Origin of the sequence: Pseudomonas sp. BJa5 (assembly GCF_030272875.2) — a bacterium.
GTDB lineage: Bacteria > Pseudomonadota > Gammaproteobacteria > Pseudomonadales > Pseudomonadaceae > Aquipseudomonas.
Genome location: NZ_JALRNG020000017.1, coordinates 1 through 12,946, shown reverse-complemented (window position 1 = coordinate 12,946; position 12,946 = coordinate 1). Strand labels below are relative to the sequence as shown.

Sequence of the window (12,946 nt, the reverse complement as noted above, 5' to 3'; positions counted from 1 at the left end):
CCCGTGTGTCACGCTGTTTTTTTACTGCCAGCCCGCCTCATGGCGGAGCGCAACAACGCATCCAGCAAGGCTTTGTTCTCCACCCAACGGCTCAGCGACCAGGACACGGCCAGTGAAACCAGTACCACCCCTACGCTCACCATCAGCGACCTGGCGCTGGACCCGTAGGCAAAGACCTGGAACACCCCAAGGGCGAACAGCATGATCGGAAAATGGATGACATAGAGGGTGTACGAATAGCTCGCGTGCTTGTGCAAACAGGTCGAAAACCTCAACTTGCCGCCGAGCAACATCGCCATGAAACAGGCAAACCAAAGCCCCGAAACCACCCTGAACATATTGATCTTTTCATAGACCACTTCGTTACCCGATGGATGGCGCCAGAGCGCATCGGCTGTCACCGCAACCAGCGCGACACTCATGACCAGGAAGAGCCAGGTGTAAACCCGACTACTCATGGCCGGATGACGCTGGTGAATCAAGGCCAGCACAAAGCCGGAAAACCACACGGGTGCGAGCAGGAAGAACAATGAGTTGCCATGGGTGACAAATGCGGTAACGGCCACAAGCACCAGCGCCAGCAGCTTCTTTCCAGGCCACAGGAAGATGGCAGCCGCTATCACGTAGTACCAGGCTTCCAGCGACAGACTCCACAGCGGGCTATTGGCGGAGGGATTCTCTACCTTGAAACCATTGAGGAAGGTCAGTGCGCCCCAGATATCTGCTGTCGACGTAACAAACCCTGTGCGAATGAAGTCGACACCTTCAATCGGCAGCAACGCATTGGAACCGGAAGGAAAGAAATGCGGGGCAATCAGGCCAAGGAACAGCATCAGCATCAACGCTGCAATCAGCGGCGGATAGAGCCGCAGCACGCGAGCCTTTGTATAGTCGCCAATACTGAAAACTGTATGTTTGCGGACATTGTTGCAGGCTGATTTGCCGATGAGGAATCCACTCAGCACGAAGAACGCCATCACCGCAAATTGCGCCACCAGGACAACCACGGTAAACCACGACCCGAGCGTTGGTAAAAGCAGGGTCTGGTAGGTATGGCCCAACAACACTGCAAAGGCTGCAAGTGCCCTGATCGAATCAAGCTGCTGCGACTGATCCTGCGTCAAGCGAGACATACGCCACCCTTACCCTAGGTTCTTGTACATTGCGGCGCCGGAGCGACCCGCCTCGAGCTTGTCGATCAACCTGCGGCCCAGCGCAATGCCCGGTTTCTCGACAAAGCGATAGGTGAGCCACGAGACACCAGCGGTCAACGTCAACACGCACAAGAAGAACAGCAGGCTGTTCAGATCCCCGCTGGCGAACAGAAGGTTGATCTGGGCGTTACCCAGGATCTTCAGCACAGCGATATGGACCAGGTACATGCTGAAACTCAACTTGCCAAGGAACACGGTCAGTCGATTGACCAGCAACACCGTGGGCCGGTAAGCCAGGAAGATCGAGAAAATGGCAAACATCGCACCTGCCACGACATGATGCTGGACAAACGTCTGGCTGGGACGCCAGAACTCCAGCATCAGCAGCACGAAAGCAACGCCACCCAACACAAGGCTTTTCAGACCGATCGTGTGGTTTTTTACCAGGAACAGGTACGCCATGATCCCCATGATGAAAACCGGGAGTTGGCTGAAGAAGTTGAAGAATGCAAATCGATCAATCAGGTAAGCCTGAGGCGCCTGGTAATTGAAAATCATCGAGGACAGCGGTGCATTGAACTGCTGCAGCACGATACAACTGATCAGGATAAACAACAGGTAATAAAACCTGCGAACACACATCAGCAGTGGAAACACCAGATAAAAGGTCATTTCGACCGCCACCGACCATCCGCCGGGGACCACTGAGTTGATAGTCTCAGGATGAAAACCGTGGAGAAACAAGGCGGTCATCGGAACGAACCACCAACTGATGCCGTTTGGCGCAAAATAGGACGCCGCAGTACCGTTCAAGAACAGAAACAAGATAATTGCCAGATAAAACATCGGCGCGATCCTGAACAGCCTTCGCAGATAGAAGCTGCGCACCGGATAGACATCCTTGCCTTGTCGGGCAACCCACGACATACACAAGGTAATGGCACTGGCGATATAAAAAAGCTGCACCCCACTTGCACCTTCGCCCATCATTGTCAGGAGCCAGGTACTCAAGGGCTTTACATATTGAGACGCATGAACAAGTACAACCAGTGTTATAGCGATACCTCGAACAGCATCAATATAGTCATATTTTTTTATATTTATTTCCGACATCAACATCACTCACAGCCAGGAAAATATCGCCGCGCCATTATCCATAAAAACCAACCGTTCGCCAGCGCATGGCCGAGCCATCCATCGTCGTTTCGGGACCTCTGCGTGAGCACTGTGCGCGGCCAACGGAATGCCGCCACTCCCAAAAAAATGGTTCTTCACGGAATCCTGGGGGGTATGTTCCTTGGGTTCGGGTGTTGGGATTGCGAGATTATCCATTCCATGTGGCGACGCTGGCGGCCCCTTCCGCCTTTACGGCGGCCTACTTTTCTCTTGGGAAAAGTAGGCAAAACCGCTTGCTCCTGCATACGGCCCTCCGCTGCGCTACGGGTCCTCTCGCTCCGGCGCCCTCCGGGGCCACGCGGCCTACGACTTGCTACGCAAGTCTACGGCTCGCGCTCTTCGGCTACGCCGAAGGTGCTGCGCACGGCCCCTACAGGCACCTCCACTCGGCCTCCTGAAGTCGCATTCTGCGGCGCCTGAACTGACGCGCATGAAGATCAAGAGCAACCGTAGGAGCGGGCTTGCCCCGCGATGGCGTCAGCCAGGCTGCGCCAACATCTGCCTTCGAAGATGCGCCAGCACAGACACCACCCGTAACTTCGCGACTTCAGGAGGCCGAGCGTAGGTGTCTGGAGGGGGCGGGTGCGTAGCACCCTTCGGCGTAGCCGAAGAACGCGAGCCGTAGACTTGGCGAAGCAAGTCGTAGGCCGCGCAGCCCCTGGAAGACACCGTAGCGAGGGAACCCGGAGCGCAGCGTAGGGCCGTATGTAGGAGCGAGCGGTTTTGCCTACTTTTCCCAAGAGAAAAGTAGGCCGCCGTAAGGGCGGAAGGGGCCGGCAGCGTCGCCACATGGAATGGATAAGCTCGCAAGCCCAAGCCCAAGCCCAAGCCCAAGCCCAAGCCCAAGCCCAAGCCCAAGGAGCCTAGCCCCCCGGGATTCCGTGAAGAACCAAAAAAATACGGCCCTTCGGAACGCTGCCCGCCTTTCGATCAGACCATTGGGCCGAAAGGCAATACTTAACCTGACCACTCTATGTCTCCGAGCCAGCGAGGCAGCAGCTACGGGATTGAAACCAGCTTCAACCCGATGACACCGGCCAGTATGAGACCGATGCACACCAGCCTCATCGGCGCTGCGGAGTCGCCCAGCCAGACTATTCCCACCATTGCTGTACCGGCAGCACCAATGCCTGTCCAGACCGCATACCCGGTCCCCATCGGCAAACTGCGCAACGAAATGGATAGCAGCGTTACGCTCGACACACCAGCGGCCAGGGTCAGCAGCGCAGGCGTCAACCGCGTGAAACCATGGGACGACTTCATGAACCAGGCAAAGGCAATTTCCAGAATGCCTGCCACGCCAAGTAAAACCCACGCCATCTTCAGCCAGCCTCCCGATTGAATTACGCCGCAGCAGCCGGCGTCGAGCGGAATGCCACGCCGAAACGATTGAAGGCGTTCATCAGGCCAATGGCGTAGGTAAGATCGGCCAGTTCCTTGTCATTGAACTGTGCAGCAGCAGCGGCATAATCGGCATCGGGAATGCCGTTCCGGGTGACGCACGTCACACTTTCACCCCAGGCAAGGGCGGCCCGTTCACGCGCACTGAACAGCTCACCCGCATCACGCCAGACCGGCACCAGCACCAGTTTGTCCTGCGCCAGTCCCGACTTGATCAGGTCCCGCGAGTGCATGTCGATGCAGAACGCACAGCCGTTGATCTGCGAAACACGCAGGTACACAAGGTCGACGAGCGCCTTGGGCAAAGCGGATTTTTGCAACGTCATGTACACGGCACCAAACGCCTGGTAGCCCTCAGGGGAGGCTTTGGTGTAATCGATTCGTTGGGTCATGATGAGTCCTTGGAGTGAACGAACAAGAGACTCAATCATCGGGGGACATGGCCTATGCCAGAAGGTCCATGATTGGTCTTCCGCACTGGGCCATGCTGCCGCGACTCAGGCGGACTGGATCAGCATGCGAAGCTGCCGTCCCAGGGATTGCGCGACACTGCGCGATTCGATGTTGGTGAACCCCACCAGCAAGCCGGGGGCGCTTCTGGGCTCCACGTTCCAATCCGACAGCGCTTCGGCGTACAAGCCATGCTCAAGTATGCGGGCAACCAGATCGCGATCCAACAGTGGCGCCTTCAGGCGCAGGACCAGATGCATGCCGCCTGGCTGAACGTCAATGTGCACATAGTCCTGCAACTCGCTCTGAAGGCCAGCGACTGCCAGGGCTCGACGTTCGGCGTAGAGCTTGCGCATCCGCTGGATGTGCCGCGCAAAGTGCCCCTGGGCGATGAAGGCACTGACCATCGCCTGGGTGAGCTGGGGGCTTCCGCCGGTGAAGGTCTGGGTAACCAGTTCGAAGCGCTCGACCAGCATCGGGGGAACAACCAGATAGGCAAGGCGTATGCCCGGCATCAGCACCTTGCTGAACGTGCCCGCATAGAGCACCCGGCCGTCATGATCCAGGCTCTTCAATGCCGGCAACGGACGACTGACATATCGGTATTCGCCGTCGTAATCGTCCTCGATGATCCATGCTGCTTCGCGTCTGGCCCACTCCAGCAGCGCCAGGCGCCGCGCCAGCGACAAGGACACACCCAGTGGGCTCTGGTGGGCAGGGGTGACGACCGCCGCTCGCGCCCGGGGAGCCCGCGCCAGCCCTGTGGCAACCAGCATCCCCTCCTGATCCACCGGCACTGCGACGGTCGCGATAGCCCGGCGTTCGAGCAGTTCGCGTGTCGGCGGGTAGCCCGGATCTTCGATCCAGACGCTATCGCCTGCCATCAACAGAGCCTCGGCGATCAACGAGACCGTGTGGCGATAGCCGCTGGTGACGAAGACCTGGGACGGCGAGCAGGTAATACCCCGCGCAACCTGCAGATACGCTGCAATCTGAGTACGTAACTCAGGCAGGCCACAAACCGCCGGATGCACCATGTCCGCAGCCTGCATGGCGCGCAGGCAACTGGCACCCAACCGCGCCCAGACCTTGCGCGGGAAGCTGTCCAGCGCCGGCAAGCCCATTTGCAACGGGCGTATCGATTCGGGGCGAAAGCTGGTCGCGGTGACGGTGACTTCTGGCGCTGGCGCCCGCTGCGCAACAGGCGCAATGGACGGCAGGTCACTGGCGACGATGGTACCGGCCTGTCCCCGGGCCTGGAGGTAGCCTTCGGCGGCGAGCTGCGCGTAGGCCGCATCGACGGTCCCCCTGGACAGCCCAAGCTCCTTGGTCAACGCCCTGACCGAAGGAACCCGCTCGCCGGGCTTGAGCACACCGGCGGCGATGGCGTCACGCAGCCGGTCATAGACCTGTCGATACAGCGGCGTTCCGCTGGCAGGGTCAAGTGCAGCGAGGCCACTGATTTGGGGGGTAGGCATGGTCTGGCTATCCGGGGCGATTATTACGCCTGAACTATACCACCCGCTCTTCACGGCCCTTCATGGACCAATACTCGTGTCGATTCATGGCTCTGGGGTGGCCACAACCCGGCTCGTATGCTTTGACACCGACCAACAACACCGGAAAGCGCAATGAAGAGAATCCTGCATGTCAGTTGCAGCCCAAGGGGAGAAGTCGCGGAAAGCTTCAGGCTGGCCCGGCGAATCATCGAACGGCTTCAGCAGAATGAGCCGACAGCCCACTTGACCCACCGAGTCATCGGCGATGGATCCCTGCCGCACATCGATGCCGACCATGCTCAGTCACAGGCATCGGATAGCGATGTGTCGCCGGTCGGTTCCATGGCCCGCTCTGAAGCGCTGATCCAGGAGCTGGAATGCGCGCACTGCATCGTCATCAGCACGCCGATGCACAACCTGGCAGCGCCCTCGGCCCTGAAAGCCTGGATCGATCATGTGGTCAGGGTTCGACGCACCTTTACCATCACCCGGTCCGGCAAGGTCGGCCTGCTGGCTGATCGCCCCGTGTACGTTGCCATTTCCTCCGGCGGCCGATTCAGTGGAGAACTGGCACGCCAACCCGACTTCCTCACCCCTTACCTCAAGGCCATCCTGCCGACCATCGGGCTTCACGACCTGAGGTTTTTCTCCGTACAGGGCACCAATGCCGCACAGGAATATGTGTTGCAGGCAAGGGAGCATGCGGAGCAGGCATTGCAGGAGCATTTTACCGACTGCACAGCAACACCTTGCGCCCACTGGAGAAAAGACTGATGACGATCCGCACCATCAACGCTGTCGCGGTGTTCTGCGGGTCCAATTTCGGTGCCAGCGATGACTTTGCCGATGGCGCGCGAACCTTGGGGCAGGTACTCGGCAATCACGGCATTGCCACCATCTATGGCGGGACCGGCAAAGGCCTGATGGGGACCGTCGCCGACGCCGCCCTCGCAGCGGGCGGGCGGGTGCATGGTGTCGTTACCGCGAACCTGCATCAGCGCGGGCAGTCCCATGCGGGCCTGACCGGGCATGAAATCACACCGACCTTGCGCCGCCGCAAGGAACGCATGATTGAACTGGCCGACGCCTTCATTGCCCTGCCCGGCGGAATCGGCACCCTGGAAGAACTCATGGAAGTGTGGTCGATGAACCAACTGGGGGAGATGGACAAACCGGTTGGCCTGCTGAATATCGGGGGTTTCTTCACCCCCTTCCTTGGCTTTATCGATCACATGGTTAAAGAGAAGTTCTTACCCGACGGTCATCGACAATCATTAATCGTTGAAGCCGATGCCAGTGTTCTGCTCGACAAACTTGGCCGTCATACGCGAATCGACATTCCCAAATGGCTGTAACCACGTCTGCACGGAGGAAATACCGAACGTGGCGGATGCCGACTCAGTTGCTCAAGTCCGCATACTGCTGCTGCAAGAATTGCTGATAGGGAAGCGACAGGTTGTTCTTCACCACATAATCAAGGGCATTCTTGTAGACGATGGCCCCTTCGGCAGCGTATTGCCCGCTCTCCAGGTTGGGGTTGCTGAGGATCTCGTCGCGCTTGCGCTCGATGACCTCTTTGACATTCTTGATATAGAACTCGGCTTCCCTGCGGTCTTCCTTGCCCCAGAACCGCTCGACGTCATCCAGGTAGGCGGCATCACTGATGACCGGCTGCAGGTTGGCACTGTCAAATGCCGACTGGCACAGATAGGCCATGGCCAGCCAGTCCCTGGCCCGCGGATCGCCCGAGGCCTTCAGCGATTGATACAAGGCCGTTCTGGCGTTGTAGTAAGGCGAAGTTTTTTGTTTCGAATCGGCCTCATAATACAACATGGTATTGCACTGGATCAGGTCACTGGTGGTACCTGCATTATTTTTCTCCTCGGAAATCCGGCTCATCATCAAGTAATTGATGATGTAGTCGTTCGCTTCGGCGTAGCGACCGGAAATGTACAAGGCATGGCCAATCGCTTTATAGTAACTGGTGCATGACCAGTAATAATCCCAGGACACTTTATTCTTGCTGCACACCTTCTGTGCCAATGGGATCAACTGATCAGCTATCGCATTCGGATTGCTGGTAGACGCCTCAATGGATTCGATTTCCTTCGAGCCGTCCAGCGAACTGTACGACATGCACCCGGCCAGCAAAGGAAACACCCAGGCGACCGTCATCAGCTTCATGTTCATGTCAGCGCACTCCTCATTCGGCGGAACCGCCTTCGAACCAACTGGCGTCCAGCCGCTCGGTCGATGCCCAGTACTTGTCGCGGGTGGTGAGATATTTCCACCGCCGGTTTTCACACTTGTAGACGTACTTGCCATACGAAAGCACCGTGCCGTCGGCGTGGTAATTCAGGTGGGCCTCGTCACTGGGGCGGGTGAAGTACTCGCAGGACTTTCCGGCGTAGTTCTGGTCGGGATCCTTGGGTTTGGGTGGGGGTGGCGGCTTGTCGGGGTTCGAGACGACCCTGGGCGTAGGAACCGGCGCCGCGGGGGGCGTGTTTGCGCGCCGTTGAAAGCTGGGGCCGTCGGACCAGGGGTTGAGTGAAGGATCCTGCCTGGCCTTGTTGAGCTGGTACTGTTTTTCCTGCTCCCGGAGCATGATTTCCTGCTGGAGCTGGCGCTGCTCTTCTTCCTGTCGGGCCCGGCGCTCGTTCTCGCCATCTTCCAGCATCTGCATCAGCATTTCGCCGCCTTGCTGGATCATTTGCGAGGTGGCGGCGTCGTTGCTACTGCTGCCGGAGCCTGAGTAACCGCCCCCTGTGTTCGACCTGCACTGCACAACCCCGTCGCAGCCGGATGCGGCGCTGGCGGCAGGGCTCCAGCCGGCAATGAGGACGAGCAGTGGGAGCAGCATCGAAGCGGTCAATTGGATGAAAGGAATCTCGACTTTGGAGGAAGGCCACAGCCAGTTTGATGTTGCCATTTCGCAACGCCTCCACAGGGGGTGTTTCAAGTAGGCATAGACGGGAAAAACAGCAGCGTCAAATTGCCATACACCTGAAGCGTCAGGAAGAACAGACATTTGATCTGTAAGGAATTTTCATAAAAACAAGTGATAGAAAACGTTTGCTTCAACAGCTCCCAACACGTCACATTGACTGCCGCAAGAACAGGCAGCGGGGTGTCCTGCAAAATAAATCTCTATCCTTTCCGCCGCCCCTTTCTGCCTAATAGAAAGCAATGGTACAGTTTAGCGGCGCCAGGAAAGTGACGGCGCAGCTACCTGCCCGGGCAGAATGGCTTTCGGTTGTTGTTCGGTGAGCTGTATTGGTTTCCCCAAACAAAAATAATTACCCGCTCAACAGCGGGCACAGGGAGAGTGATAAGCGTTCGACCAACTCGATCACTGATCGGGTTCTGGACGGACACAGCTCAACGCACGGCCTACGGGCCGGAGAGGTGCCATCATGTGGTGGATTGCTGCAGCCCTGATCATCATTGTGTTCGTTGCTATCCCGGTAGCGACGATTTTTATAATTGGCCGACGAATAAAGAAGTGTGAGGACTACGATTAATAAGCAGGGCACAGATCAAATGATCCGGGTAATCAGGTATATACTCTGGAACTACTCAGCCTCTCCTGTACCTGGCTCCGGCACCCCGGTCTCCATCCACTCAGCTCAAACTTTACTGTACCGCTTGTAGGCACATGCTCATGAGGGAAAAGGGGCAGGCCCATTACGCGACGGCGCCTGGAAAATAAGTCCATAACCTTTTCGCTGATTTGTTACGCGAACGGAACAATGCAACAGGCCGTTTCGATTACTTTCAGACGCATTTAGTTCGGGACGTTGCAGCAGTGAGCTTATAAAACGGGCGACGAGCAAAAATTTTGCCTTCTCTTCATCAAGAGCCCGTCCAATCCATGGACATCCAGACCGGCAATCCACTTACCTTAACTCTCGTCTCTACGGCCACCCATACATCAGACGCATCTGACAAATGGATTGATGGCGGCCAAGTCAATAAACCAGCGTTTCGTAGCTGGCCTCATGATACATACCGTGCCTGTGCCGCTCATCCAGCAGCTCAGCGGCTTGCTCGGGATCGACCCAAGCAATCCCATCCAGGCAATCAAGCGCCCAATTCCACCACTGGACCCTTTCCAACACCGCGATCAGATCGGTCGAGAATCTGTACTTGATGTGCTTGGCTGGTGCGCCTCCCACGACTTCATATGCCTCGACATCTCTCGACACTACGGAGTTCGCGCCAATCACAGCACCATTGCCGACTCTTACTCCCTTCCGGATGACCACGTTCTGGCCAATCCATACGTCGTTTCCAATGATCACGTGCTGCTGATTCCGGGAGGTAGGCTCGCGCATCCTGCGTAGCGCACTCTTCCTTTCTTCTGCGTTTCTGCCCCAGTAATCGTTGGAAACCTCCACATCCAGCCAGGAATTGATGAATGTGCTCGTCGTCAAAAGCCTCATGTCATGCTCTACGGGGGCCACCACTATATTAGGAGCAACCGAGCAAAAGCGGCCAATCGACTTCAACCCTTCAACAGAGCCACCGCGAAAAAAAGTGAAAGCCCCAACCGAGCCCACATTAAAGCTACTGACTCCGGATATCCTCGCCGGCGCCTCTACGATCGACTGATTTTTTTTCAACTGCAGAAACGTGGACTCGGAAGCGATATCAATACCGCCTTTACTGAAGAACATGGTTATCGTCCAAAAAATTTATTGTAGGCGCAGGCATAGCAATACATCCCCTGTATCTTTATTGGATTTTGGACTCTACAACTGAGGCGGACCCCTCCAGGCTCCTGACCCTGGCTCCGCTGTCATTTCCTTGTCTCAATTTTCCCCATAACGATAATCGGCCGCCAAGCCAAATCCATTAGGCAGAGTAACCAAAAAAATCACTCAAGGTTACGCCTAGGCTCCGCAAGAGCCAAATCATGTCATGCTATTCAGCCACGGAGAACGATTTAGCCGCTTGCTTGCGGGCGAAAGCTTGGCACTCTTGGTAAACTATTGACCTCTCGTCCCCGAAACCCCTACGACGACCCACGTTGAACGAAATGCCCCCAGAATCCGCCTCAACCCCAGCAAACACTCGCCCCGAGCCCTCCCGCCGCTTCTCCGTGGCGCCGATGATGGACTGGACCGACCGCCACTGCCGCTTCTTCCTGCGCCTGCTCTCGAGCAACACCCTGCTCTACACCGAGATGGTCACCACCGGTGCCCTGCTCCACGGTGACACCGAGCGCTTCCTGCGTCATGACGAGGCCGAGCACCCGCTGGCCTTGCAACTGGGCGGCAGTGTGCCGGCGGATCTCGCGGCGTGTGCAAAGCTCGCCGAGAACGCCGGGTACGATGAGGTGAACCTCAATGTCGGTTGTCCGAGCGACCGGGTGCAGAACAATATGATCGGCGCCTGCCTGATGGGGCATCCGGCATTGGTGGCCGACTGCGTGAAGGCGATGCAGGATGCGGTGCAGATTCCGGTAACGGTCAAGCACCGTATCGGCATCAACGGCCGCGACAGTTATGCCGAGCTCTGCGATTTCGTCGGTCAGGTGCGTGATGCCGGTTGCCGCAGTTTCACCGTGCATGCGCGCATCGCGATTCTCGAAGGCCTGTCGCCGAAGGAGAACCGCGAGATCCCACCCCTGCGCTACGACGTGGCGGCGCAGTTGAAGGCGGATTTCCCCGAGCTTGAGATCGTCCTCAACGGCGGTATCAAGACCCTGGCCGAGTGCCAGGCGCACTTGCAGACCTTCGACGGGGTGATGCTCGGTCGCGAGGCGTATCACAACCCGTACCTACTGGCCGAGGTCGATCAGCAACTGTTCGCAAGCCAGGCACCGGTGATCAGCCGCAGCGAGGCACTGGCCAGGCTGCGACCGTATATCGCCGCGCACCTGGCGTCGGGCGGAGCCATGCATCACGTGACCCGCCATATCCTCGGCCTCGGCCAGGGCTTCCCGGGAGCGCGCAAGTTCCGCCAGTTGCTGTCGGTGGATATCCACAAGAGCACCGATCCGCTGGGCCTGCTCGACCAGGCCGGCGAGCTGCTGCAAGGGCGCTAGCCCCGGAACCTGTGCCGGCTTCGACACTCGAAGGTTTATCTTCAACCCACGTGCCCGCCAGCCCTTGAGCGGTTGGCGGTGCTCGGGTAATGTCGATTCATCGCACAGGACAGAGCACACCCATGACCTCCAAGCTGGAACAACTCAAGCAGTTCACGACCGTGGTTGCCGACACGGGTGATATCGATGCCATCAGCCGCCTGAAACCGGTCGACGCCACCACCAACCCTTCCCTGCTGCTCAAGGCCGCGGCCATGCCCGGTTATGCCGACCTGCTCGATCAGGCCGTACGGGGCAGCAAGGGTGACCTGGGCCTGGCCTGCGATACCTTTGCAGTGTCGGTGGGCGCGGGGATTCTCAAGGTGATCCCGGGGCGCATTTCCACCGAGGTGGACGCCCGTCTGTCCTTCGATGAGCCGGCGCTGCTGAACAAGGCACGCCAGCTGATCGACCTGTACGAAAAAGCCGGCATCGGTCGCGACCGGGTGCTGATCAAGCTGGCCTCGACCTGGGAAGGCATCCGCGCCGCCGAGAAGCTGGAGAAGGAAGGCATCCAGACCAACCTGACCCTGCTGTTCTCCTTCGCCCAAGCCCAGGCCTGCGCCGACGCCGGGGTGTTCCTGATTTCGCCATTCGTAGGCCGTATCTATGACTGGTACAAGAAATCCACCGGCAAAGAGTATGTGGGCGCCGAGGATCCGGGTGTGCAGTCGGTGACGCGAATCTACAACTACTACAAGGCCAACGGTTACGACACCGTGGTGATGGGCGCTAGCTTTCGCAATATCGGCCAGATCGAGCAACTGGCGGGCTGTGATCGCCTGACCATCAGCCCCGAGTTGCTGCAACAGCTGAGCGATGACCAGGGCGCGCTGCCGCGCATCCTCAAGCCGGGCAACCCCGGTGAACCGCGCCAGCAACTGAGCGAAGCGCAGTTCCGCTGGGCTTCCAACGAAGACGCCATGGCCACCGAGAAGCTGGCCGAGGGTATTCGCCAGTTTGCCCGGGACCAGGAGAAGCTCGAGGCGCTGCTGGCTGCAAAGGCCTGATACAAGTCCGGGTTGCCGGTGCCGGGAGGAAGGTGGAGCATCTCCCGGTATTTCGGCGGCCTTAGGGGCCTCATCGCGGGGGAAGCCCCCACCAACCCGGGGATGAGCGGGCGTGACCCCCGCTGCGTTGGATCATGGGTTAAGAGATGTTTGTGTATGAATCTTACG

The 12,946-nt window shown here is 58.2% G+C and carries 12 protein-coding genes; 4 read left to right on the top strand and 8 right to left on the bottom strand.

The window, feature by feature from the left end:
* Positions 1-8: 8 nt before the first annotated feature.
* From M2D63_RS11950 to M2D63_RS11930, 5 genes are all read right to left on the bottom strand, one after another.
* The gene (locus M2D63_RS11950) at positions 9-1,133 is read right to left on the bottom strand and encodes an acyltransferase (RefSeq protein ID WP_285863127.1); all 1,125 of its coding nucleotides are present in this window, start codon (positions 1,131-1,133) and stop codon (positions 9-11) included.
* Between the two features lie 9 nt (positions 1,134-1,142).
* On the bottom strand, positions 1,143-2,267 hold the full coding sequence (locus M2D63_RS11945; protein WP_285863206.1) for an acyltransferase: 1,125 nt from the start codon (positions 2,265-2,267) through the stop codon (positions 1,143-1,145).
* Between the two features lie 1,062 nt (positions 2,268-3,329).
* A complete protein-coding gene (locus M2D63_RS11940) occupies positions 3,330-3,650 on the bottom strand; it encodes a multidrug efflux SMR transporter (RefSeq protein WP_285863126.1) in 321 nt (106 codons plus the stop codon).
* A gap of 23 nt (positions 3,651-3,673) precedes the next feature.
* Complete coding sequence (locus M2D63_RS11935) at positions 3,674-4,123, bottom strand: carboxymuconolactone decarboxylase family protein (RefSeq protein WP_285863125.1); 450 nt, start codon at positions 4,121-4,123, stop codon at positions 3,674-3,676.
* A 105-nt stretch (positions 4,124-4,228) separates the two neighbouring features.
* On the bottom strand, positions 4,229-5,659 hold the full coding sequence (locus tag M2D63_RS11930; protein WP_285863124.1) for a PLP-dependent aminotransferase family protein: 1,431 nt from the start codon (positions 5,657-5,659) through the stop codon (positions 4,229-4,231).
* A gap of 153 nt (positions 5,660-5,812) precedes the next feature.
* Here M2D63_RS11930 and M2D63_RS11925 point away from each other — a divergent pair, with 153 nt between their 5' ends.
* Together M2D63_RS11925 and M2D63_RS11920 are read left to right on the top strand one after the other, a co-directional pair.
* The gene (locus tag M2D63_RS11925; protein ID WP_285863123.1) at positions 5,813-6,454 is read left to right on the top strand and encodes an FMN-dependent NADH-azoreductase; all 642 of its coding nucleotides are present in this window, start codon (positions 5,813-5,815) and stop codon (positions 6,452-6,454) included.
* A complete protein-coding gene (locus M2D63_RS11920) occupies positions 6,454-7,035 on the top strand; it encodes a TIGR00730 family Rossman fold protein (RefSeq protein ID WP_285863122.1) in 582 nt (193 codons plus the stop codon). The genes M2D63_RS11925 and M2D63_RS11920 overlap by 1 nt, the downstream gene beginning before the upstream one ends.
* 43 nt (positions 7,036-7,078) lie before the next feature.
* Here M2D63_RS11920 and M2D63_RS11915 read toward each other — a convergent pair whose 3' ends face one another.
* The 3 genes from M2D63_RS11915 to M2D63_RS11905 form a co-directional block, all read right to left on the bottom strand.
* On the bottom strand, positions 7,079-7,870 hold the full coding sequence (locus tag M2D63_RS11915) for a hypothetical protein (RefSeq protein WP_285863121.1): 792 nt from the start codon (positions 7,868-7,870) through the stop codon (positions 7,079-7,081).
* Between the two features lie 13 nt (positions 7,871-7,883).
* Positions 7,884-8,609 (bottom strand): hypothetical protein, encoded by a 726-nt coding sequence (locus M2D63_RS11910; protein ID WP_285863120.1) that lies wholly within the window; start codon positions 8,607-8,609, stop codon positions 7,884-7,886.
* A 1,039-nt stretch (positions 8,610-9,648) separates the two neighbouring features.
* Complete coding sequence (locus M2D63_RS11905) at positions 9,649-10,356, bottom strand: CatB-related O-acetyltransferase (protein ID WP_285863119.1); 708 nt, start codon at positions 10,354-10,356, stop codon at positions 9,649-9,651.
* 362 nt (positions 10,357-10,718) lie between these two features.
* Between M2D63_RS11905 and dusA the strand changes: the two genes are divergently transcribed.
* Entirely contained in the window at positions 10,719-11,729 is a 1,011-nt protein-coding gene (dusA, locus tag M2D63_RS11900; protein ID WP_285863118.1) for a tRNA dihydrouridine(20/20a) synthase DusA, read from the top strand.
* 122 nt (positions 11,730-11,851) lie between these two features.
* Positions 11,852-12,778 carry a transaldolase gene (gene tal, locus M2D63_RS11895; RefSeq protein ID WP_285863117.1) on the top strand — a complete coding sequence of 309 codons (927 nt, stop codon included), beginning with the start codon at positions 11,852-11,854 and terminating at the stop codon, positions 12,776-12,778.
* Positions 12,779-12,946: the final 168 nt, after the last annotated feature.